We start from the raw sequence: 22,462 nt of genomic DNA on the forward strand, positions 1-22,462 counted from the left end.
GAAATCCGGCGGAGCGCCCGCCTCCAGGGTGCTGCGGCCGCCTTTTCTATTGGAGCGCTGCTGAAAGCACTGCCGATGCTGCGCATCTCCCCACTGCCCACCCTGCGCTACGCCGTTGTGCCAGTAGCCACAACCCGGGCTACCGGGTCGCGCTTGCGGTACAAACCAGCGGTGCCAGCTACGCGACGTCGCGGTAGCATTCAGCCACCACCTCCAATGCGTCTCCCAGCACCGCAGGCGCCGTTATGCTGCGGCTGGTGGCGGGGCCAACCAACCACAACAGCTGAATAGAGGGGCAGGACGCGGGGACGGCGCGATGAGCAAAAAGGTCCTAGCACCCGTCCAGCTGGTACAAAAGTCGCTGCAGCCGTACAAAAGTCTTCGGCGTGGCACAAAAACCTGGTGACTTTACGAGCCCTTGCGCGTCAATTAATCCGGCGGCGTACCCCGGTGCCCGGGCGGGCCAATGTTATCATTTGGTCACCATTAGCACTTTCGTGGTAACAATTTCGTAACTTGGGACTATGAAACACTTCTTCGCTCTCATCCTGCTTAGCGCCCTGGCCCTCACCGGCCCCGGCGTGGCCCGTGGGCAAGGAGTGCCAGAAGGCGGCAGTCCTCTCGTCGGCTGGCTCAAGCTCAGCACCGAAAGCACCCTGCGCGGCCCCTGGAGCCTCTACACCGAGCTGGAAACCCGCCAGGGCAACAGCCGCCTTACCGCCCAGCACCTGGGCCGCGTGGGCCTGCGCTGGCGCCTGGGCCCCAGCTTCAGCCTCACCACCGGCTACGTGCTGGCCTACAATCAGGCTCACCCCGACGACCCCAACCGCGCCCTGCCCGAGCACCGCTTTTACCAGGAAGTGAGCCTGGCCGACGCCAGCGGCCGCCTGCGCGCCAGCCACCGCCTGCGCGCCGAGGAGCGCTGGCTGCGCCCCGGCACCGAGGCGGCCTTCCGCTTCGCCCCGCGCCTGCGCTACCAGCTGCGCCTCATCGCGCCCTTCCAGCGCGAGGGCAAGCTGCCCGTGGGCACCCTGTACGCCGTGGCCGCCGACGAGCTTTTCGCCGGCCTGGGCCCGAACACCAACCGCAGCTTTCTGGAGGAAAACCGCGCCAGCCTGGGCCTGGGCTACCGCCTCAACCGCAACCTGAACGTGGAGCTGGCCTACCTGTACCAAACCCAGAGCCTGGGGCCGCAAGGCGAGTCGGCCAGCCGCAACGCGCTGCTGGCGAGCCTGGCGTTTGCGCCCGCAAGGCCGCTGGCGCTGGTGCGGCGGTAGGCTCAGCTCCGGCAACCCCACCCCCGGCCCCTCCCCTTCGGGAGAGGGGAGCCGGTCATGCGCAGTCTGGAATCGTCAGGCTCCCCTCTCCCGAAGGGGAGGGGCCGGGGGTGGGGTCACGCGCTACCGCATCTCATTCTCATCCCAGAAAGCCGAGCCGCCACTGCGGGGCGAGTAGTGCCGGTGCAGCCAGCGGCTGAGCCCGCCCAGCCCGGGGAAGAGCACCCGCTCGGTAATGCCCGCCTGGTCCAGCTTATCCCGGGCTTCCCACTTGAGCTCGGCGGGAATGATGATGCGCGAGTAGAGTTCGGGATGGTCGGCCAGCCAGTCGTGCAGCACACTCTGGGCAGAGTTCATGAGCGAAAACAGCGCGTACTGGTGCACGATGCGCGAGTCGAGGCTGGGCGGCTCCAGGAAGAGCACAAAGGGCTCGGGCTGCAGGCCGTCGAGGGCACGCAAACTGCCGCTAAGGGGCTCCAGCAGCTCGGAGGTGAAGACGTTGGAGCCTTCCTGGCGCAGGGTCTGGCGCAGGGCGTCGGGCAGGTGCTCGGCGGCCTTCACGTAGTTGAGCGCCCAGATGATGCCGTCCTCGTCGTAGGCCTGCAGGTCGTCGGTGGCGAAGTGCAGGGCCACGTAGGGCGAGTAGGTCCAGTCGAGCAGGCGGGTGGGCAGGCCGTGGTGCTGGGCCAGGGCCAGCCAGTCCCAGGTGCCGGCGGTGGCAGCGGGCACGGCGGCGGCGGTGTCGCGGGCATACTTGCGGAAGTTGCGCAGCAGGTGGTGCTCCAGCTTGTGGTACTCGCCACCGAGGCGCTGCAGGCTGGTATCGAGCTGATACGACTGCGAGCGGCCGCCCCGGTACACGAAGGGCGAGCGGAAGCGGCCGATGCGCCCGTCCCAGGTGTCCTGAAAGAGCAGGCGCTGCAAATCGGCCCAGGAAGTGGCGCGGTGGTCGTTGGCGGAAAATGGCATGGTGGCGGGGTGGTGGGGTAGCGAAGTTACGGCTGCCGGCCGCCCCAGCCGGGCATTCGTCGTCGCCTTGCCACCACTTGCCGTAGCCCCACCGCCGGGCTAAGCGCCGGTTGCTTATATTTGATGTTCCCCCGCTATATAATTCCTGCCCACATGCTTAAACCGCTACGTTCTGCCTCCTTTTACCTACTGCTGGTGCTGCTGGCCGTAGCCACCACGGCCCGGGCCCAGACTGAGTATCGCCCTCTGCTGCGCCTCGACGTGCTCAACAGCGGTACGCTCACCGACCAGACGCACGTGTACTTCCAGCAGGGTGCCACCACTGGCTTCGACCCCAGCTTCGATGCCACCAAGCTCACTAATCCCTCGGGGCTGAATCTGGCCAGCCTGGCCGGGGGGCAGCAGTACGCCATCAGCGGGCTGCCGCTGCTCATGCCGGGTGTGGCCTACACCGTGCCGCTGTACCTGGGCGTGCCGGCCTACGGCACCTACCGCTTCCGGGTGGGCGAGTTTGTGAACCTGCAAACCACTCAGGTGTACCTGCGCGATGCCGTGCTTAACACCCGCACCGCGCTGGCGCTGGCCACCACTTACACCTTCAGCATGACGGGCACCTACGTCACCAGCACGCGCTTCAGCCTGGAGTTTACCGAGGAGGTGCTGCCAGACCTGGTGGTGACGACCAATCTGCTCAACCCGCTCACGGCCTACCGCAACGTGACCATCCGCAGCGGGGGTTATCTGCGCCTGCAAAGCGACCTGCACGTCACGGGTACGCTGACGGTGGAAGATGGGGGTGCTCTGGGCACCAGCTACAGTGCCTCAAGTAGCAACATAGTCCACCATATCCTCACCGGCAACACCTTTACCTTGCAGCCGGGCGGCTTCCTGGTCATTGGCGAAGAAGCTGGTATCACCCGGACCGGCTCGTCGGGCAGCATCCAGACGGCGGTGCGCAACTTCTCTACCGATGCCCGCTATTCGTACTTCTTCTTCTATAACGGCCCCAGCCGCCCCGTCACCGGCAACGGCCTGCCCGCCACCGTGCGCGAGCTCATTCCGCTCACCCGACTGGGCAACGGCCTGCCACCCGTTTCTCCCGGCACATTGGTGCTCAGCCAGCCCGTCGCCATCACCCAGACGCTGAACCTGGGCTACAACCTCGACACCGACGGCCACGCCCTCACCCTGAAGTCGACGCCCACCGGCGGCACGGCCATCATCAGCGACATCAACGGCCGCGTGTTCGGCGACATTACCGTGGAGCGCGCCATCGACCCCAGCCTGAACGCGGGCAGCGGCTACCGCCACTTCAGCAACCCGCTCAACAGCGGCTCCACGTTCGGCCTTACGGCCACAAACTTCACGCCTGTCGTCAACGCCGCTTACAACGGCAGCGCCACCCCCAGCGCCGTAACGCCCTTCCCCAACCTCTTCACCTACGACTTCACCGCCATTGCCGGCAGCCCGGCCACCAGCTACTCGGCCTTCGACCGCGGCTGGCGGGCCCTGGGCATCGGCGACGTGGCGCCGGTGCGAGGCACGGGCTTCATTGCCCACCTGCCCGCCTCAGCAGTAGTGAGCTTCACCGGCACGCTCAACGAAGTAAGCCAGGCCGTGCCGCTGCCCGCCAACCCCGACGCCACGGCAGGCTGGGTGCTGCTCGGCAACCCCTTTGTGGCGCCGCTCGATGGCCGGCTTATCACCCGCCCGGCCTCGGTGCCGGCGGCGTTCTACGTCTTCGAAACCACCGGTGCCTACGCCGGCCGCTACCGCGCTTATGTGAATGGTCTGGGTGCCTCGCCGCTCATTCCGGTGGGCCAGGGCTTCTTTATGAGTCAGGATGCCGGGGCTGGCGCCGCCACGCTCACCATACCCACCGCCGCCCGCGTGAACGCCTACAGCGCCGCTACGCCCACCCTGCACCGCCCCGCTGCCGACCTGCGCCCGCAGCTGCAGCTGCGCCTGAGCGGCCACGGCAGCACCGACGACCTGTACCTCTACGCCGAAACCGGCGCCACCCCCGCCTTCGACGCCGCTTTCGATGCCCGCAAGCTGCCCAGCCCCGGCCAGGTCGAGCTGGCCACCCTGGCTGGCAATGAGCTGCTGAGCATCGACGGCCGCCCCGCCCTCGCCGCCAGCCAGCTCCTGACCGTGCCGCTGCACGTGGCCACGCCGCGCCCCGGCCCCTACACCCTTCGCGCCGAAGCCCTGCTCAACCTGACCGCCACGCCGGTGTTCCTGCTCGACGCCCGCACCGGCCAGCGCATCGACCTGCGCCAGCAACCCGAGTACGCCTTCAGCACCACGGCTACGGAGCCCGCCACCGGCCGCTTCACGCTGCAGCTCGGCGCTGCCGCGCCCACCGCCACGGCCGCCGAGCTGCTGAGTGCCGCCATCAGCCTTTACCCCAACCCCGCCCACGCCAGCGTGACGGTAAGCGGCCTGCCGCCCACGGCCGGCAGCCTCACCCTCATTGATGCGCTGGGCCGTACCGCACTGCGCCGCGAGCTAACGGCCGCCACGGCCGGCAGCCTCATCCTCCCCACCACCGGCCAGGCGCCGGGCGTGTATACCTTGCGGCTAGCCACCGCAGCGGCCGTAGTTACCAAACGGGTGGCAATTGAGTAGGTCGGTTAGCCGCAAAGCGGCGCCCCGTTGGTAGTTAGTTGTTTCATAAAATGACCCGAGCCGCAAAGCGGCGGCACTTTCGTCGGGTGCCGCCGCTTTGCGGCTCGGGTTACTTTACGGCATGATGAGCTACCACCGTAGCGCCGCTTCGCGGCTAATCCGCCACCTGAGTTGAAACCAGCCCTACTGCTACGCCCGCGCCGCTTCGTAGGCGGTAATGAGCTTGCGGGGCGCCACCATGCGCCAGGCATTTTCCAGCATCGGCGGCAGCATTTCCCAGCGCACCGAGGGCAGGTCAATCAGCAGGCCGGCGTAGTTCTGGTAGTGGCTGGTGATGAAAAACGTATCCGGCCCTTCCTCGAAATACTGCTCCCGCTGGTCGAGCGGCACTTTCAGCATCAGCGTTTCGCCGTTTTCCAGCAGCCGCGCCAGCAGCTTTTTGCCCACAAACAGGGCGGGCGTGCCGTGGCACAGGCTTTCGCTGACGCCGGGAAACCCCAGCGCCGCCTCCCAGATGCGGTGATAAGAAACAGCCATTGCTCCAGGTGCTAAAGTAAAGGTCAAACGGAGGAAGTGGTTGGGCTACTGAAAAGGTGTTGGGTGTTGGGTGTTCGGTGTTCGGTGGCATACGAACACCCAACACCCAACACCTTTTCAGTAGCCGGACGACCCCAATTCGGGGAATTTCCCCTACTCCCCCGCCGGGAAATCTGCCGCGTCGCCGGTCGCCGCGTGGGCTTCCAGCTCCTGCAACAGCTCGGTGAATTTCTCGCGGGCCCCCTTCACGGCCGCCTTGCCGAGGGGCAGATGCACGGGCGGGTTCTCCAGCCGCACCACGTCGTACATGGCCTGGGCGGCGCGCACGGGGTCGCCCGGCTGCCGCCCGCTGTAGCCCTGGATGGCCGACATATTCTGCCCTGCCGTCGACTTGTAGTCGTCAATCCGGGGCTCGGTGTAGGTGGCCGATTCGCCCGCCCACTTCGTGCGGAAGCCGCTGGGCTCGATGTTGGTCACAAAAATCCCCAGCGGCTTGAGCTGCAGGGCCAAACTCTCGCCGATGCCTTCGAGGGCAAACTTGGAGCCGTTGTACACGCCCGTACCCGGAAAAGCCCGCAGCCCGCCGATGCTGGTGATGTTGAGAATGTGCCCGCTGCGCTGCTGGCGCAGGGTGGGCAGCACCGCCCGCACCACGTGCAGCGGCCCAAACACATTCACGTCGAACTGCCGGCGCACTTCCTCGGCCGAGATTTCTTCCACCGGCCCCAGCGAGCCGTAGCCCGCGTTGTTCACCACCACATCCAGGCGCTGGAATTTGGCCACGGCATCGGCCACGGCCTTTTTAACTTGTTCTTCGTCGGTGATTTCGCACACCAGTCCCAGCGCCCGGCCCGAGGCGTGCGCCGTAAAGGCTTCGGCCTGCTCGGGCTTGCGGAAAGTGGCGGCCACGCTGTCGCCCTTGTCGAGGGCCAGGGTGCTGAGGGCTTCGCCGAAGCCCGAGGAGGCACCGGTAATAAACCAGGTTTTCAGAGTTGATTCAGACATAAAAAGAGAAAAGGATGACTGGGATAAAAGCCCGGAAATCGTTTAAATGTTTGCGTCTTGTACTGGTAAGGCCGATAGAACGTTCTACGCCCTCGGCGTCCTCTGCGGGAGGCGTCGCCGGCCCCACCCTACCCCGAAAGCCGCAAAAAACCCATCCCCACTAAGAATCCTCGCCGTACCTTTGCCTGGCAATAAGGTTTACACCCAAAACCCCATTGCGCATGGCCGACCACGCCACCCCCAAAATTGCCTTCGAGGCCCTCACCTACGACGACGTGCTGCTGCTGCCAGCGTACTCGGAGGTCCTCCCCCGCGACTGCGACACCAGCACGCGCCTCACCGACACCATCCGGCTGAATACCCCGCTCATCTCGGCCGCGATGGACACCGTGACGGAGGCCGACATGGCCATCGCGCTGGCCCAGGAGGGCGGCCTCGGCATCATCCACAAAAACATGAGCGTGAAGGCCCAGGCCGACCAGGTGCGCCGCGTCAAGCGCAGCCAGTCGGTGCTCATCGCCGACCCCTTCACGCTGCCCGCCACCGCCTCGCTGGCCGACGCCCGCCAGCTCATGCGCAAGCACGACATCGGCGGCGTGCCCATCGTCGATGCCGACCGCCGCCTGCTCGGCCTCATCACCAGCCGCGACCTGCGCTTCGAGCGCGACCTTACGCCGCCCGTCACCAGCGTGATGGTGCATCTCGAAAACCTCGTCACGGCCCCCGCCCACACCGACCCCGCCGTGGCCGAAGAGCTGCTCCAGACCCGCAAAGTCGACAAGCTCCCGCTGGTGGACGCCGACGGCCGCCTGGCCGGCCTCATGACCTACAAGGACATCCGCAAGCGCCGCCGCGCCCCCTTCGCCAGCAAGGACAGCCTCGGCCGCCTGCTCGCCGGCGCCGCCGTCGGCGTCACGGCCGACCTGCTGCCCCGCGTGGCCGCCCTGGTCGAAGCCGGCGTCGACCTCGTGAGCCTCGACACCGCCCACGGCCACTCCAAGGGCGTGCTCGACGCCGTGCGCGCCATCAAAGCCGCTTACCCCAGCCTGCCCGTGATGGCCGGCAACGTGGCCACCGCCGCCGGTGCCCGCGCCCTCGCCGACGCCGGCGCCGACGTGGTGAAAGTGGGCGTGGGCCCCGGCTCCATCTGCACCACGCGCATCATCGCCGGCATCGGCGTGCCCCAGCTCTCGGCCGTGCTCGAAGCCGCCAAAGGCCTCGAAGGCACCAATGCTACGCTGGTGGCCGACGGCGGCATCAAGTTCTCGGGCGACGTGGTGAAGGCCCTGGCCGGCGGTGCCGCCGCCGTCATGGTCGGCTCGCTGCTGGCCGGCACCGAGGAAGCCCCCGGCGACCTCATCATCTACGAAGGCCGCAAGTACAAAACCTACCGCGGCATGGGCTCCGTCGAGGCGATGGAAGACGGTTCGAAGGACCGCTACTTCCAGGACGCCGAGGCCGACGTGAAAAAGCTGGTGCCCGAGGGCATCGTGGGCCGCGTGCCCTTCAAAGGCCAGGTGTCGGAAGTCATCTACCAGCTGGCGGGCGGCCTGCGCGCCGGCATGGGCTACGTGGGCGCCCCCGACATCGCGGCCCTGCAAGCGGCCCAGTTCGTGCGCATCACCGGCGCGGGCCTGCGCGAGTCGCACCCCCACGACGTGCAGATTACCCGCGAGGCGCCCAATTATTCGAGCCGCTAAGCCCGTTTTGGGTTAAAAGTTAGTTAAAAGCGAAAGGCGAAGCGGCGCCGCAGGCTCAGCACCTCTGGCAGCTTCGCCTTTCGTCTTTAATATCTTATCGGTAGCTAAAGCCGTGCTGCCTAGCGTAGCACCCCCACACGGCACGCCGCAGCACTTGGCTGCGGGTTTCGTTCTTGTATCTTGCAAATCCGTATAGGCTCGTCCAGCCCCGCTGGACTGCCCGGCCGGCGCCATTCTTACCCTGCTTTAGTGCGTACACGCTTACTCGCCTTACTTATTTCCCTGACGCTGCTTAGCTGGGTGCTGGTGCTGTACAGCCTCTACCGGCCCGGCGGCGCGGGTGCGGCGCTGAGCTCCGGCGCCACGCAGGGACTGTTGGGCCTGGCCGTGCTGGCCTCGGTAGGCTTGCTCCTGCTGGTATTCAGCAAGCCCGAGCCGGCGGCCGAAGCAAATCCGGCCTTCTCCCCGCGTCGGCTTGAAATTGCCAGCCTCCAGCGCCTGACGCAAACCATTCAGCGGGCAAAGTCCTCCCAGGAAATCTATCAGGTGCTGCTCGAAGCGGCCGTCGAAACCGCCGCCGCTGATGGCGCCTGGCTGGCTCTCGCCCCCGGCCGCCCCGAGGGCGAAACCAGCGACGTAACCGACCAGTACTTCCAGCTCGCCCCCGAGCAGCTGGCGGCCCTGCGCCAGGGCCTGCAGCACCTCGACGTGCAGGGCGTGGAGTTTATCAGCAACAACCTGGCAACTAACCCGCACTTCGTGGATGCTGCCATTCCGTTTCAATCGCTGGTGGCGCTGCCGCTGCAGGGGCCGCAGCACTACTACGGCACCCTCTACTTACTAAAGGAGCAGCCCCAGGGCTTCGACCACGGCGACCTCGGCATTCTGCAAACCCTGGCCAGCCAGGCCGTGCTCAGCATAGAGAACCTGCAGCTCGTCGTCACTTCCATCCAAAACCAGCGCACCCAGGAGGAGCTGAAAATTGCCTCCCAGGTGCAGGACAGCCTCATTCCGAAGAATCTACCGACCGATAACTGGTTTGAAATCAGCTCGCACTCGCTGGCGGCCAAGGAAGTGGGCGGCGACTTCTACGACTTCCTGCACCTGCCGGGCCGGCGCCTGGCCGTGCTCATCGGCGACGTATCGGGCAAGGGCGTCACCGCCGCCTTCCACATGGCCCAGATGAAGGGAATTTTCCACGCCCTGATGCAGGAAAACCCCCTGGCCAAGAACGAGCGAGACCGTTTCCCGGTGCCCAGCCGCTTCATGACGCAGGCCAACACCGCCCTCACCCACTGCCTCGAACGCTCGTCGTTCATCACCTCCACGCTCTACATTATCGACTATGAGCAGGGCGGGTTCATGTTTGCGCGCGCCGGGCACTGCCACACGCTCTACTACCACGCCATGCGCGAGGAAGTGTTTTACTTCGATTCGGCCGGGCTAGGCCTGGGCATCATCCGCAACGACAGCTACGAGAAGCACATCAAAAACCAGTTTTACGACTACAGCCCCGGCGACGTGATGGTGATTTACACCGACGGCATCGTGGAAGCCCGCGGCGCCGAAAGCGCCGAATACGGCGAGGACCGGCTCAAGGAGCAGCTCGAAGCCTGCTACTACCTCGACGCCGAAGAAATAAAAAATCATATCCTCGCCGACCTTAACGGCTTCACTCACGGCTTTCCCGTACACGACGACCAGACCCTGTTGGTCATTAAATTCAAATCGGCTCAACCCGTACCGTTAGCCTAACGTATCGGCCTCACTATGAAAGTAACCGCTCAACCCTCCGCCGACACGCTCACCCTTCACCTCGACGGTGAGCTGGATGCCAGCTCCGCCATTCTGCTCGATACCGAGCTGGCCAAACCCGATATTCTGAACTACAAAAAAGTACTCGTCGACTGCGCTAAGCTCAGCTACATTTCTTCGGCTGGCCTGGGCGTGTTCATCTCCCACCTCCAGCGCTTCCAGGATGCCGAGGTGAAGCTCGTGTTCTTCAACATGCAGGAGAAGGTATTCAACGTCTTCGAAATCCTGGGCCTCGACGCGCTGATGACCATCGTGCCCACTGAAGCTGAGGCAACGGCAGCGTAAAGAGTTATGAGTTAAAAGTTATGAGTTATGAGTTATCATTCAGCGCAGCTGGCTTTCTCATAGCTCACAACTCATAACTCATAACTTTTAACTCATAACTCCCCTCCCATGTCCGCCACTCTCCGCATTACGTGTTCGCGCAGCAACCTCCAGAAGGTGCGCGACTTCGTGCGCGAGCATCTCGTGGAGGAGAAGCTGTCGGCCGTCACCGTCAATCAGGTGGTGCTGGCGGTGGATGAGGTGGTGGCCAACTTCATCATCCACGCCAACGGCGAGGATGAAAGCCAGTTTCTGGACCTGGAGCTGGGCGTGAGTCCCCATCGGCTCGACGTGGAGATTGTCGACCAGGGCGAAACTATTTTCCTGCCGCCCAGCCATCAGGCGCCCGATTTGCGCGAGTACGTGCGGCAGGGCCGCAAGGGCGGCATGGGCATGACCCTGGTGCACCGACTGATGGACGATGTGTCGTTTTTTGCCCGCGACAATCATACCGTGTGCCACCTGAGCAAGCGGCTGCCCTGATTTTTTTCGGCTTTTCCTGGCAACTATCGGCCCGGCCCCGCTGTCTGCTTGCAGGCGGCGGGGCCGGCGTGCGAACGGCCATTTTGCGGGCTAGTACGATTGTAGCGGCGCCGCATGCGGCATCCACTTAAAAATCCCTAATTTCGCAGCGGTAATTTCACGCCTGGGCCGCTTTGGTCTGATTTTCGGCGCTATTGTCTTCTTAATTCCCTTTATGCACAAACGCATTTTGTACGTCGGCGCTGCCGCCGTAACGCTTCTGGCTGGCTGCAAAACCTCGAAGCCGGCTACCACGGCGGCCTCCGCTACCCCGGCCGGCCCTGCCATCGAAACGCTGGGAACGTACCCGGTACCCGCCAGCGAGTTTGCCTACGTGTACCGCAAAAACAATAGCTCGGCCGCCGACTACGGCACCCGCGCGAGCGTAAATGAGTACCTCGACCTGTACACGAACTTCCGCCTTAAAGTATTGGAAGCCGAACAGAAAGGCCTCGACACTACCCAGGCATTCAAGCGCGAGCTCGACGGCTACCGCCAGCAACTGGCACAGCCCTACCTGACCGAGAAAAGCGTGACCGACAACCTCGTGCGCGAGGCCTACGACCGCATGGGCCAGGAGGTCAGTGCCTCGCACATCCTCATCCGCGTCACGCCTGAGGCCTCGCCGCAGGATACGCTGGCCGCGTTTCAGAAAATCGAGCGAATCCGCCAGCAGATTGCCGGGGGCGAGAACTTTGAGAAGCTGGCCCGCGAGGTGAGCGAAGACCCCTCGGCTAAGGAGAACGGCGGCAAGCTGGGCTACTTCACGGCCATGCAGATGGTGTATCCGTTCGAGTCGGCCGCTTACAAAACGCCGGTGGGCCAGGTGTCGCAGCCCATCCGCACGCGCTTTGGCTACCACCTTATCAAGGTCAACGACAAGCGCACGGCCCAGGGCGAAATCAAGGTGGCTCACCTGATGGTGCGAGCTAACCGCAACGCCCCTGCCGCCGACTCAGTGACGGCTGCTAAGAAAATCACCGAGCTCTACAGCCGCCTGCAGAAAGGCGAAAACTGGGACAAGCTCGTGGCGCAGTTCTCGGAAGACGCCGGCTCGGCCGCCAACGGCGGCGAGCTGCCGCCCTTCGGCACCGGCCGCATGATTCCCTCGTTCGAGGAAGCCGCCTTCAAGCTGCAGAAGTCCGGCGACATCGCCCCGCCCGTGCAAACGCCCTACGGCTGGCACATCATCAAGCTGATTGAGAAGCAGCCCCTGGCCAAGTTTGCCGACATGGAGCCTTCGCTGAAGAGCAAGGTGGCCAAGGACTCGCGCTCGGAGCTGAACCGCGCCGCCTTCCTGAAACGCGTGCGCCAAGAAGACCAGTTTATCGAAATTCCGGCCGCCAAAACCTATGCTTTCAGCAAGGCGGATACTTCGCTGGTCGCGGGTCGCTTCAAGTACGCGGCCCCGGCCGCTCCCGCCAAGGGCAAAGGCCCGAACGACAACGTGGCGCTGTTCACCATTAAGGGCCAGCCCTACCTGGTGAAGGACTTCCTGACCTACGTGCAGCAAAACCAGCGCGCCCGCGCCGGGGCCCAGCCCAGCTTTGTAATGCAGCAGCTCTACGACCAGTACGTGGACCAGAGCCTGACCGAGTTCGAGAAAAACAGCCTCGACACCAAGTATGAGGACTACCGCATGCTGGTGAAGGAGTACCGCGACGGTATCCTGCTGTTCCAGCTGATGGACGAGAAGGTATGGAGCAAAGCCATCGAAGACACGGTGGGCCTGAAGAAATACTTCGCCGACAACCAGGCCAAGTACCAATGGGACCAGCGCGCCCAGGGCACCGTTATCAGCGCCGCTACGCCCGCCCTGCTGGCTCGTGCTCAAAAGGAGATGAAAACCAGCCGCTACCCTGTAAAAAAGGGTGTACCAGAGCAGGTGTACTTCTCGCCCGACAAGGCAATTCCAAGCAAAGTGGGCAACATGGCCCTGGCTGAAATGGGCAAGTACATGAGCAACGATACGCTGACCAGCGTGGTAATTACGGGCCGCGTGAAAAAGGGTGAAAAAGCCTCGCTGGCCAAAGCCCGCGCCGATTCGGCCGCTTCGTACCTGCGCCGCAGCCACGGCGTGGCTGCCCGCCGCATCAAAACGGCCAGCCTGACTGCCCCGGTTAAATATTCGGTGGCCCAGCTTGCCGTGTACAGCGCTAATACGACCGCCCTGGAAAGCATGCTGAACGAGCAGAATCCGCTGTCGGTGCAAGTCACGCAAAAGGTGTTTCAGAAAGGTGACAACAAGGTGATGGACGACCTGCTGAGCAAAGCGCCCGGCACCTACAGCGCCCAAAAAGATGGTCGCTATTACACAGTTATCATCGATAAATCGTTGCCCGCCGGCCCCAAAACGCTGGCCGAAGCCCGCGGCCAGGCCACCAGCGACTACCAGACTTACCTGGAGAAAGCCTGGATTGCCGAAATGCGCGCCAAATACCCGGTGAAGGTGAATGACGCCGAAGTGAACAAGCTGGTGACAAAGTAAATCACTGATTCAGGATTGATTTAGCTGATTTCACAGAAGCTGAATTTATAAAGCCCTGGCCAGCGCGGCCGGGGCTTTTTAGTAATGCGCAGTTGGGGTCCGACTGCAACCTTTAACATAGGCAAGAACTCCTTCTTTTTGCCTGTCAACGGATTTATGGTGAAATTTACGGGCCAGTTGGCGTGTTACGCTGGTCCGGCTCCTATTTAATTATGCTGCATAAACGCTTTTTTGCCTGTTCGCCCCTGCTGCTGACGCTGCTGCTGGCGCTGGGTTTTGCCTCTACCAGCCACGCCCAGTTGGGCATTGGCCGCCCCCGGGGCCAGCAGTTGCTCGATGGCATTGTGGTGAAGGTTGACAACCAGATTGTTCTTCGCTCCGATGTGGAGAATATCTACGCCCAGGAAGTGGCGCGTGCCGAGGGCAAGCCGATACCGCCCGACCTGAAGTGCAAAATTCTGCAAAGCCTGGTACTCAACAAACTGATGCTGGCCAAAGCTGAAACTGATTCGGTGACGGTGACCGACCAGCAGGTAAACGGCGAGTTGGACCGGCGCATGGCGTACTTTATCCAGCAAATCGGCTCCGAGAAGAAGCTGGAGGAGATGTACAACAAGCCCTTGAAGGCCCTGAAGGATGATTTGCGACCCCAGGTGCAGGAACAACTGGTGCAGCAGAAAATGCAGGAAACCATTTCGGGCAAAGTGAATGTGACGCCCCGTGAGGTGAAAGCCTACTTCGACCGCGTGCCGAAGGACAGCCTGCCCTACTTCAGCACCGAAGTAGAAGTGGGCCAGATTGTAATTCCGGCGCAGGTGAGCGACAAAAACAAGCAGGCTACTATTGCCAAGCTCAACGATATCCGCGCCCAGATTCTGGCCGGGGCCTCGTTTGAGGAAATGGCCAAGAAATACTCCGAAGACCCCGGCTCGGCCGTGGAGGGCGGCTACCTGGGCTTCTTCAAGCGCCGCGAACTGGTGCCGGAGTACGAAGCCGCTTCGATGAAGCTGGAACCCGGCCAGATGTCGCCGATTGTGGAGTCGCAGTTCGGCTTTCACCTTATTCAATTCATTGAGCGTAAGGGCGATAGCTATTCGACCCGCCACATTCTGCTGAAGCCGGCCACGGGCTCGGCTGATGCCAGCGAAGCCGCCAAAAAGCTGGAGCGCCTGCGCCGCCAGATTCTGTCCGACAGCATCAGCTTTGCCAAAGCAGCCAAGGACAATTCTTCCGACAAAAACAGCAGCGGTAACGGCGGCCTGCTCGCCAACCGCCAAGACGGCGGCTCGAAGCTGCCGCTCGACAAGCTCGACCCGGCTATCTTCTTCACCATCGACACGATGAAGGTGGGCCACATCACCCCGCCCCTGCCCTACCGCACCGACGACGGCAAGGACGCCATGCGTATCCTCTACCTCAAGTCGAACACGCCGCCCCACCAGGCCAACCTGCAGGACGACTACCAGAAAATTGCCGCCGCCGCCCTCACTGAGAAGAAAAACAAGGCGCTGGATGCTTGGTTTGTGAAAAACCGCGGCAGCGTGTACCTCGAAGTAGCGCCGGAATACGCCCAGTGCAAGGTGCTGGACGTAGAATAGTTTTTCAGCTGTTAGCTAGTGGCAGTTAGCTGTTAGCTTTGGTATTGGTGCTTTTATGCTACCAACCCAGCTTTAGTTTTGACAAAGAAGCTAACAGCTAACTGCTATTAGCCAACAGCTTATAATAAATGACTAACGACAAAGAAGCTGCCGACTCCCTCGCTGCCGCCTACCAGACCTTACGCCGCGAAATCGGCAAAATCATCGTGGGACAGGATGAGGTGGTACGGCTGGTACTCACGGCTGTGTTTTCGCAGGGCCACAGCCTTTTGGTAGGCGTGCCCGGTCTGGCCAAAACGCTGCTCATTCAAACTATTGCCGACTCGCTTGACCTGTCGTTCAACCGCATCCAGTTCACCCCCGACCTGATGCCCAGCGACATCGTGGGCTCGGAAACGATGAACCAACAGCGCGACTTTCAATTCGTGAAAGGCCCCGTGTTTGCCAACATCATTCTGGCCGACGAAATCAACCGCACGCCGCCCAAAACCCAGGCTGCCCTGCTTGAAAGCATGCAGGAATACTCGGTGACGGTGGCCGGCAAGCGCTACCCGCTGAGCCGTCCGTTCTTCGTGCTGGCCACGCAAAACCCTATCGAGCAGGAAGGTACCTATCCGCTGCCCGAGGCGCAGCTCGACCGCTTCATGTTCAACATCGAGCTGGGCTACCCCAGCTACGCCGAGGAGCTGAACATCGTGAAAAACACGACATCCAACGTGAAGCAGACGGTGAATAAAGTCCTGCATGCCGCCGAAATCCAGGCCTACCAGGAGCTGGTGCGCCGCGTGCCCGTGGCCGACAATGTGGTGGAGTACGCCGTGAGCCTCGTGCAGAAAACCCGTCCCAAAACCGAGCGCGCCGCTCCCCGCACCAACCAGCTGCTGGAGTGGGGCGCCGGCCCCCGCGCCTCGCAGCACCTCATCGTGGGCGCCAAGTGCAACGCGTTGCTCAACGGCAAGTACTCGCCCGACATTGAGGACGTGCGCGCTGTGGCGGTACCGATTCTGCGTCACCGTTTGGTGCGCAATTTCAAAGCCGAAGCCGAAGGCATTTCGGTAGAGCAGATTGTGAAGGAGTTGTTGTAGAAAACCTGTCATACTGAGCGCAGCGAAGGAACTTGTCACGCTCGCGCCGTATGCGTTAGAACCCCAGCGGCGCGAACTTAAGAAGATGTTTCGCTTCGCTCAACATGACAGAAAGCCCATGGAAGCCCAATCCTACTACCAGCAATTTGAGCGCAACGTGCGCATCGTACTCGACGCCCTAGCGGCTGGCCTCGACCTGCGCACTACTGCCCTCGAAACCAGCCTGCCGCTGGAAGTGTACGTGCTGTGCGAAGTGCTGAACCAGGGCGCCGGCGAGCAGTTCCAGCTCACCGCCACCGGCGTGGCCCGGCTGGCCGAGTTCCAGCAGCAGTTTATGCGCCACGAAGACCAGACCCTGGCCGCCATGCAGCGCATTTTGGCCGACAAGCGCGGCATTATGCGAACCCCCGAAGGCCGCGTGCTGACCAAGGAAATGCTCATTCGCCGCCTCGAATTCTTCAACGAAGCCGCCCGGCAGGTGAACGTGATGCGCACCCAGCAGGCGCTGGGCAGCCCGCGCCAGCACGTCGTCGCTTAACCCAGCCAGTTCCGTGAGTCCGGCTCTCCCGCGCACGCCGCTACTCACGGCCCGCCTGCTACTGCGCCCCTACGAGCCGGCCGATGCGCCGGCCTTCGCCGCGCTGCTGCTGGCCAATCAGGCCCGCATCCAGGTTTCCTTTCCCGAGCGGTTGCAGGCGGCGCTGGCGCCGGGCGGCGCGCTGGCCTCCATCCAGAACTTCATGCAGGACTGGCGCACGGGACGCTTCTACGTGCTCGGCATCTGGCAGCACAACACCAGCCACTACCTCGGCGACATTTGCCTGCTGCCGCACCCGCCCACGGGCGGCGAAATCGGATACTACCTGGCTGCCGAGGCCGAGGGACAGGGCTACGCCCGCGAGGCACTGGAGGCCGTGGTAGCCTTTGGCTTCGGTACCCTTGGATTGAGCAGCCTCACTATCCGCTGCTACGCCAGTAACGAGCGGGCCCAAGCCGTAGCCCGGGCCATTGGCTTTCAGGAAGATATTGTGCCGCCGAAGAAATCGTTCTGGTTTCGCTCGTTGAGCAGCACGGAAGAAATCCGCCGCTTCGTTCTGACACGCAGCTAGCAAGCTACTGCCCCGCCCGCATTCGTCGGCTCACGTTGCCCAGCAGCCATTCCTGCCGGAAATTAAAGTACATGCTGAACGAGTAGTCAAACAGACTGGAATTGTTCAGGTCGAATATCGGCTCCACGCGGGCCGTAACCGCCGCCGCATCGGAAATCCGGAAGTCGCGCATCAGGCGCAGAATCACTATCTGCCGGTTAGGTTCGATATAGTCCGGGTTCGACACCGTGCGTGAAGCGCCCTGGTACAGGTCGCCCCCCAGCACCGAGATGAAGTTGGAGCCGCGCCAGTAGCTCACCATCAGGTCGGCATACCGGGTTTCGACGGTCCCGTTCAAATACAGCCCCCAGCCGCGACGGTACGGGAAAAGCCCCCGGGTAAAAGAGTAGTCTTGGTAGCCCACACCGTAGCCGTTGAAGCGGAGCGCCTGCACGGTAGGCCCCGCCAGTTGATAACGCGCCTCCAGCCCCAGTGCCCCGTTGAATACGGTTTGCAGCGGTTTATCCAGCGTATCAATCTGCCCGCCGCGGTGAATAGCGGTGAACTGGAATGGTATGGCTACGTGCCACTTGCTATTATCGGGACTGACGCGGTAGCTGCTGCTCAGGCCGCCGGCCACTTCCTCCTGGTAGTTACTGTAGCGGTACTGCTGCCGCTGCCAGTCTACCCACTGGTCGAAGAACAGCCGCTTACCCTGGAAACGCGTCTGAATGCCCTCCTCCAACGGATTGAGCATTACGCGCTCGAAATTGAACAGCGGCTCAATATAATTATGGTGCAGCGTCGACCGGATGTTGCCAAAAATTATCTGCTGCTTGCCCGTCGTCCAGGTAGCCCGGAAGGTGGGGCGCACCTGCTGTAGCTCGGGGTTGCCAAAGTCTTTCCACAGAAAAACGCCGCCATCCAGCCGCAGGTTTTTGAGCGGATAATAGGTTAGCTGTGGGTTCAACTGCGTGCCATACAGTGTATAGCCTTCAATTATTTTGTTGAAATACTCATTATCCTTGAAAAAGACGAATGCATTCAAAGATAGCCGCAGGTCACCCGCCTTTATGCCCCGCTCCCCTTTCTCGCCGGCTATTTCCGCATCCAGCGAGTCCCGACGCTGCTCACTATCGCCGATGCTGGCCGAAGTAGCGGGTCGAAATCCGCCCGGTGTGGGGCTGGTAAACGCCCGGTTATCCAGCTGCGCTCGCGCCGATTCTACCGTAATTAGCACAAGCCCAAGGGCAACTAAATTTTTTAGAAATTTATGCATAAATTTGCCCTGCGACGGGCACAAAAACGATGGTCGCTCTGTTAGAAAAAGCCGTCCAGAAGCGGCCTGAGGCCAGCAATTTCAAGGCTGGCAATCAGGTATCCGGATTGGCCTTTTTTCGCTTATCTTTACCAAACCTAACTTCCTTTTTTTTAACCCAACCCCAATGGCAGTAGCAACTGACAAAGCAGCCCCGGCCTCCCAGGCCGACGCCAAAGCCAAAGCCCTTCAACTCACCCTCGATAAGCTGGATAAGGCTTACGGCAAAGGTACCGTGATGAAGCTCTCCGACCAGAAGGTGAGCGACATTCCGGCCATCAGCACCGGCTCGCTCTCGCTGGATATCGCGCTGGGCATCGGCGGGTTGCCCCGCGGTCGGGTGGTAGAAATTTACGGCCCGGAATCGTCGGGTAAGACGACGCTGACCATGCACGCCATTGCCGAAGCCCAGAAGAAGGGCGGCATTGCCGCGTTCATCGACGCCGAGCACGCCTTCGACCCGACTTATGCTCAGAAACTGGGCATCGACACCGCCAACCTGCTCATCGCCCAGCCCGACAACGGCGAGCAGGCCCTCGAAATCGCCGACCAGCTGATTTCCAGCGGTGCCATCGACATTATTGTAATTGACTCCGTGGCCGCTCTCGTGCCGAAAGGCGAGCTCGAAGGCGACATGGGCGACTCGAAAGTGGGCCTGCACGCCCGCCTCATGAGCCAGGCCCTGCGGAAGCTCACCGGCACCATCAACAAGACCAACTGCCTGTGCATCTTTATCAACCAGCTGCGTGAGAAAATCGGCGTGATGTTCGGCTCGCCCGAAACCACGACCGGCGGTAACGCCCTGAAATTCTACGCTTCGGTGCGCCTCGACATCCGTCGTATCGGCCAAATCAAGGAAGATAAGGACAACGTGACCGGCAACCGCACCAAAGTGAAAGTGGTGAAAAACAAAGTAGCCCCGCCCTTCAAAGTGGTGGAGTTCGACATCATCTACGGTCAGGGCATCTCGAAAGTAGGTGAGATTGTGGACCTGGGCGTGGACTTCGGCATCATTGCCAAGTCGGGCTCGTGGTTCAGCTACGACGACAAGAAAATCGGCCAGGGCCGTGAGGCCGTGAAAACCCTGCTGCTCGACAACCCCGAGCTGGCCGAGGAAATCGAAGCCAAAATTCGCACCATGGCGAAAGGCGACGACGCCGTGCTGCCCATCGACATGGACGGCCCTGAGGACGGCGAGGATACCCTCTAAGCCCTTCGAACTTAATATAGAAAAAGCCCGTTGCAACCCCGCGACGGGCTTTTTCGTGTTCGTACTTTTACTGGCATTCGGTTTGTCTATCGGCTTTTTGTGTCTACTTCTTCTGTTATTATGAACCGCCGCTGGCTCTTCATTACCCCACTTATTGGTTTCTTACTGGCTGCCGCCACACCTCAGCTCGGCCCGGGCGATGCCGTGCGCAACATCCCGCAGAATAGCTTCGGACGCGGCGAAGTGCTGAGCTATAAAGTACATTACGGCTTCCTGAATGGCGGCGAGGCCACCGTGGAAACCAGCCGCGGCCTGGAGCGCGTGAACGACCGGCCCTGCTACAAGGCCACCGTCAGCGGCAAGACCATCGGCTCAGTGGACCTGTTTATGCGGGTGCGTGACCAGTGGCGCTCCTACATCGACACGACCAGCATCCTGCCCATTCGCACCCAGCGCGACATTGCCGAAAACAACTATCGTAAGAAAGAAACTGTGGATTTTGACCACCAGCACGACCATGTGGATGTGCACGACCACACCAAGAATACGCGAAGTAACTACAGGATTGTCAATAATTCGCTTGACATGGTGAGCGGTTTTTACTACCTGCGCACGCTCAATTTTGAGCGTATGAAAGTCGGTGATGTTATCAAAATGCCGGGCTTCTTCGATGGGGAAAACTTCATGCTGGAAGTAGTATATAAGGGGCGGCAAGTAGTTGAAACCAAAGCAGGCGACATTCGCACCTTTAAGCTGGTGCCGAAGATGCCCGCCAACAAGATTTTCAAGGGTGAGAATGCCATTACGGTGTACTTGTCCGATGATTTAAACAAAATTCCGGTGCTGTTTCAGGCCGAGATGTTCGTGGGCTCGGTGAAGGTGGATATGTTCAAGTACCAGGGCCTGCGCTCGCGGCTGAACATTGTGAAATAGGGGCGCTTAGCGGCTGGTCACACAAACGTAACACGGGCAAGGGCGGGGTTGGCGGTACCTTTGCGGCGCGATACTGCGCTCCATTTAAGTTCTTCACGCCGTGGCTACTCCCAAATCCGCCGTTTACAAGATTCTCGTGGTTGACGACGACCCCGACATCGTCGAGCTGCTGGAGTTCAACCTCAAGAAAGAAGGCTACCTCACCGCCTCGGCCGGCGATGGCCGCAAGGCCCTGGAAGTGGCCGTCGACTTCAATCCCGACATCATCCTGCTCGACGTGATGATGCCCCACCTCGACGGCATTGCCACCTGCCGCCTGCTGCGCGAAAACCCCAAGTTTAAAGATACTTACATCCTGTTCTTGACGGCCCGCGCCGAGGAATTCTCCGAAGTAGCTGCCTTCGAGGCTGGGGCCGACGACTTCATTGCCAAGCCCATCAAGCCGCGCGCCCTGCTCAGTCGCCTCGCCGCCCTCAAGCGCCGCGACCAGGACCCCGCCAACGCCGTGGATGCCATCGATATCAACGGCTTGCGCATCGACCGGACGGCCTTTGCGGTGTATCAGGACGGCCGCAAAATCACGCTGCCGAAGAAGGAATTTGAGCTGCTGGCCTTCCTGGCCGCCACGCCACATAAGGTGTTCAACCGCGAGGAGCTGCTGCAGAATATCTGGGGCAACGACGTATTCGTGCTGGCCCGCACCGTAGACGTACACGTGCGCAAAGTGCGCGAGAAAGTAGGCGACCACCACATCCAAACCATTAAGGGTGTGGGGTATAAATTCAACGTTGATTAACTGCATTCCGGCCTTTTATCTCACCAAATGAGCAACGGCGGGCGCGTCGTTGCTCATTTGCTTTGTAGCTTGACCGTATGAATCTGTCCTCGCGCAACATTGCCATTCTGCTGGCCATTCTGGTTGCCGGTGTGCTCACCACTTTCGCTTACATCTTGCCTTCACTGTCGTTTCAGGAGGCGTTTTTGGCAACGGGCGTGACGGTGGCGGCCTGCTTTCTCTTGCTTTATCTGTCGTTCGAAGCGCTGATTTTCCGGGAAATCAACGGGATATACGCTGGCTTAGAACACATCAAGCGCAAAGAATTTAAAAAGCTGAGCAACAAGTTTTTATTTCGCCCTGAGCCAATCAAGCGAGTGCGCGACGAGATTTTACAGATGGCCGAGCGCCGCCAACAGGAGCTGGACGAACTGATGCGCCTGCAGGCCCTGCGCCGAGAGTTTCTGGCCGATGTCTCGCATGAGCTAAAAACGCCGCTATTTGCAGCTCAGGGCTTTGTGCATACTATTTTAGATGATGAAGACGACGATATTGACGTGGCCACCCGCCGCAAGTTTCTGAGCAAAGCCGCCGCCAGCCTCGACACCCTCGATGCGCTGGTGCAGGACCTTGTGACCATTGCCCAACTCGAAAAAGGGGTGGTGAGAATGCGCCGTCAGCGCTTCGATGTGGTGGCGCTGGTACAGGAGATTTTTGAGCTGCTGGAGCAGCAAGCCGAGCACCGGGGCACTACGCTGGCGCTATTTCCGCCCACCTTACCTACCGATGGGCTAATAGTAATAGCCGACCGTAACCGTATCCGTCAGGTGTTAATCAATCTGATTGATAACGCTATCAAGTACGGTCGCGACAATGGCCGCGTGGTGGTGTCGCTGGTTGAAGGCAGCCGCCAGATTCGCATTGCTGTGCGCGACGATGGCGCTGGCATCGCGCCGGAGCACCAGAACCGGATTTTCGAGCGGTTTTATCGGATTGATAAAAGCCGCTCGCGTGACTCAGGCGGCTCGGGGTTGGGCCTGGCCATCAGCAAGCACATTGTGGAAGCGCACAAGTCTACTATAAAGGTAAAGAGCACGCTGGGGGAGGGCACGACGCTGGAGTTCAAGCTCAGCAAACCGAAAGCGGTATAAGAACTGTCATGCTGAGCGCAGCGAAGTATCCTATCA

General features: G+C 61.4%; 19 protein-coding genes. 15 read left to right on the plus strand and 4 right to left on the minus strand.

The features are described from left to right. The first annotated feature begins 524 nt into the window (after positions 1-524). Positions 525-1,277, plus strand: coding sequence for a DUF2490 domain-containing protein (locus Q5H93_RS07950; protein ID WP_305005977.1), 753 nt, complete (start codon positions 525-527; stop codon positions 1,275-1,277). Between the two features lie 123 nt (positions 1,278-1,400). Here Q5H93_RS07950 and Q5H93_RS07955 read toward each other — a convergent pair whose 3' ends face one another. Then, a complete protein-coding gene (locus tag Q5H93_RS07955; protein WP_305005978.1) occupies positions 1,401-2,246 on the minus strand; it encodes an FRG domain-containing protein in 846 nt (281 codons plus the stop codon). 153 nt (positions 2,247-2,399) lie between these two features. Between Q5H93_RS07955 and Q5H93_RS07960 the strand changes: the two genes are divergently transcribed. Continuing rightward, on the plus strand, positions 2,400-4,877 hold the full coding sequence (locus Q5H93_RS07960) for a T9SS type A sorting domain-containing protein (RefSeq protein ID WP_305005979.1): 2,478 nt from the start codon (positions 2,400-2,402) through the stop codon (positions 4,875-4,877). Positions 4,878-5,066: 189 nt separating this feature from the next. Here Q5H93_RS07960 and Q5H93_RS07965 read toward each other — a convergent pair whose 3' ends face one another. Together Q5H93_RS07965 and Q5H93_RS07970 are read right to left on the minus strand one after the other, a co-directional pair. Continuing rightward, positions 5,067-5,414: an MmcQ/YjbR family DNA-binding protein gene (locus Q5H93_RS07965; protein ID WP_305005980.1), complete on the minus strand. Its 348-nt coding sequence runs from the start codon at positions 5,412-5,414 to the stop codon at positions 5,067-5,069. Positions 5,415-5,567: 153 nt separating this feature from the next. After that, positions 5,568-6,419 (minus strand): oxidoreductase, encoded by an 852-nt coding sequence (locus tag Q5H93_RS07970; protein WP_305005981.1) that lies wholly within the window; start codon positions 6,417-6,419, stop codon positions 5,568-5,570. A 221-nt stretch (positions 6,420-6,640) separates the two neighbouring features. Here Q5H93_RS07970 and guaB point away from each other — a divergent pair, with 221 nt between their 5' ends. The 9 genes from guaB (at position 6,641) to Q5H93_RS08015 (ending at position 17,060) form a co-directional block, all read left to right on the plus strand. Further along, a complete protein-coding gene (gene guaB / locus Q5H93_RS07975) occupies positions 6,641-8,119 on the plus strand; it encodes an IMP dehydrogenase (protein WP_305005982.1) in 1,479 nt (492 codons plus the stop codon). A 249-nt stretch (positions 8,120-8,368) separates the two neighbouring features. Next, a complete protein-coding gene (locus tag Q5H93_RS07980) occupies positions 8,369-9,874 on the plus strand; it encodes a PP2C family protein-serine/threonine phosphatase (protein ID WP_305005983.1) in 1,506 nt (501 codons plus the stop codon). Between the two features lie 15 nt (positions 9,875-9,889). After that, positions 9,890-10,219 carry an STAS domain-containing protein gene (locus Q5H93_RS07985; protein ID WP_305005984.1) on the plus strand — a complete coding sequence of 110 codons (330 nt, stop codon included), beginning with the start codon at positions 9,890-9,892 and terminating at the stop codon, positions 10,217-10,219. 108 nt (positions 10,220-10,327) lie between these two features. Next, on the plus strand, positions 10,328-10,741 hold the full coding sequence (locus tag Q5H93_RS07990) for an ATP-binding protein (protein ID WP_305005985.1): 414 nt from the start codon (positions 10,328-10,330) through the stop codon (positions 10,739-10,741). Between the two features lie 214 nt (positions 10,742-10,955). Continuing rightward, the gene (locus Q5H93_RS07995) at positions 10,956-13,268 is read left to right on the plus strand and encodes a peptidylprolyl isomerase (RefSeq protein WP_305005986.1); all 2,313 of its coding nucleotides are present in this window, start codon (positions 10,956-10,958) and stop codon (positions 13,266-13,268) included. A gap of 212 nt (positions 13,269-13,480) precedes the next feature. Beyond that, positions 13,481-14,866: a peptidylprolyl isomerase gene (locus Q5H93_RS08000; RefSeq protein WP_305005987.1), complete on the plus strand. Its 1,386-nt coding sequence runs from the start codon at positions 13,481-13,483 to the stop codon at positions 14,864-14,866. Positions 14,867-14,994: 128 nt separating this feature from the next. After that, entirely contained in the window at positions 14,995-15,951 is a 957-nt protein-coding gene (locus Q5H93_RS08005; protein ID WP_305005988.1) for an AAA family ATPase, read from the plus strand. A 118-nt stretch (positions 15,952-16,069) separates the two neighbouring features. Further along, entirely contained in the window at positions 16,070-16,489 is a 420-nt protein-coding gene (locus Q5H93_RS08010; RefSeq protein WP_305005989.1) for a hypothetical protein, read from the plus strand. A gap of 13 nt (positions 16,490-16,502) precedes the next feature. After that, a complete protein-coding gene (locus tag Q5H93_RS08015; protein ID WP_305005990.1) occupies positions 16,503-17,060 on the plus strand; it encodes a GNAT family N-acetyltransferase in 558 nt (185 codons plus the stop codon). A 4-nt stretch (positions 17,061-17,064) separates the two neighbouring features. Here the strand turns inward: Q5H93_RS08015 and Q5H93_RS08020 are convergent, their stop codons facing one another. Beyond that, positions 17,065-18,279, minus strand: coding sequence for a lipid A deacylase (locus Q5H93_RS08020; protein ID WP_305005991.1), 1,215 nt, complete (start codon positions 18,277-18,279; stop codon positions 17,065-17,067). Between the two features lie 205 nt (positions 18,280-18,484). On the opposite strand from Q5H93_RS08020, the gene recA reads away from it, so the two are divergent. From recA to Q5H93_RS08040, 4 genes are all read left to right on the plus strand, one after another. Next, on the plus strand, positions 18,485-19,567 hold the full coding sequence (gene recA, locus Q5H93_RS08025; RefSeq protein WP_305005992.1) for a recombinase RecA: 1,083 nt from the start codon (positions 18,485-18,487) through the stop codon (positions 19,565-19,567). 120 nt (positions 19,568-19,687) lie between these two features. Beyond that, on the plus strand, positions 19,688-20,500 hold the full coding sequence (locus Q5H93_RS08030) for a DUF3108 domain-containing protein (RefSeq protein ID WP_305005993.1): 813 nt from the start codon (positions 19,688-19,690) through the stop codon (positions 20,498-20,500). Positions 20,501-20,600: 100 nt separating this feature from the next. After that, the gene (locus Q5H93_RS08035) at positions 20,601-21,296 is read left to right on the plus strand and encodes a response regulator transcription factor (RefSeq protein WP_305005994.1); all 696 of its coding nucleotides are present in this window, start codon (positions 20,601-20,603) and stop codon (positions 21,294-21,296) included. A gap of 77 nt (positions 21,297-21,373) precedes the next feature. Further along, entirely contained in the window at positions 21,374-22,426 is a 1,053-nt protein-coding gene (locus tag Q5H93_RS08040) for a sensor histidine kinase (protein WP_305005995.1), read from the plus strand. Positions 22,427-22,462 lie beyond the last annotated feature (36 nt).

Source organism: Hymenobacter aranciens (assembly GCF_030580865.1).
GTDB classification, from domain to species: domain Bacteria; phylum Bacteroidota; class Bacteroidia; order Cytophagales; family Hymenobacteraceae; genus Hymenobacter; species Hymenobacter aranciens.

Excerpts from the sequence above, each read along its gene's own strand:
- Q5H93_RS07950 (WP_305005977.1), top strand. The coding sequence starts at position 525 with ATGAAACACTTCTTCGCTCTCATCCTGCTTAGCGCCCTGGCCCTCACC.
- Q5H93_RS07955 (WP_305005978.1), bottom strand. The coding sequence starts at position 2,246 with ATGCCATTTTCCGCCAACGACCACCGCGCCACTTCCTGGGCCGATTTG.
- Q5H93_RS07960 (WP_305005979.1), top strand. The coding sequence starts at position 2,400 with ATGCTTAAACCGCTACGTTCTGCCTCCTTTTACCTACTGCTGGTGCTG.
- Q5H93_RS07965 (WP_305005980.1), bottom strand. The coding sequence starts at position 5,414 with ATGGCTGTTTCTTATCACCGCATCTGGGAGGCGGCGCTGGGGTTTCCC.
- Q5H93_RS07970 (WP_305005981.1), bottom strand. The coding sequence starts at position 6,419 with ATGTCTGAATCAACTCTGAAAACCTGGTTTATTACCGGTGCCTCCTCG.
- guaB (WP_305005982.1), top strand. The coding sequence starts at position 6,641 with ATGGCCGACCACGCCACCCCCAAAATTGCCTTCGAGGCCCTCACCTAC.
- Q5H93_RS07985 (WP_305005984.1), top strand. The coding sequence starts at position 9,890 with ATGAAAGTAACCGCTCAACCCTCCGCCGACACGCTCACCCTTCACCTC.
- Q5H93_RS07990 (WP_305005985.1), top strand. The coding sequence starts at position 10,328 with ATGTCCGCCACTCTCCGCATTACGTGTTCGCGCAGCAACCTCCAGAAG.
- Q5H93_RS07995 (WP_305005986.1), top strand. The coding sequence starts at position 10,956 with ATGCACAAACGCATTTTGTACGTCGGCGCTGCCGCCGTAACGCTTCTG.
- Q5H93_RS08000 (WP_305005987.1), top strand. The coding sequence starts at position 13,481 with ATGCTGCATAAACGCTTTTTTGCCTGTTCGCCCCTGCTGCTGACGCTG.
- Q5H93_RS08005 (WP_305005988.1), top strand. The coding sequence starts at position 14,995 with ATGACTAACGACAAAGAAGCTGCCGACTCCCTCGCTGCCGCCTACCAG.
- Q5H93_RS08010 (WP_305005989.1), top strand. The coding sequence starts at position 16,070 with ATGGAAGCCCAATCCTACTACCAGCAATTTGAGCGCAACGTGCGCATC.
- recA (WP_305005992.1), top strand. The coding sequence starts at position 18,485 with ATGGCAGTAGCAACTGACAAAGCAGCCCCGGCCTCCCAGGCCGACGCC.
- Q5H93_RS08030 (WP_305005993.1), top strand. The coding sequence starts at position 19,688 with ATGAACCGCCGCTGGCTCTTCATTACCCCACTTATTGGTTTCTTACTG.
- Q5H93_RS08040 (WP_305005995.1), top strand. The coding sequence starts at position 21,374 with ATGAATCTGTCCTCGCGCAACATTGCCATTCTGCTGGCCATTCTGGTT.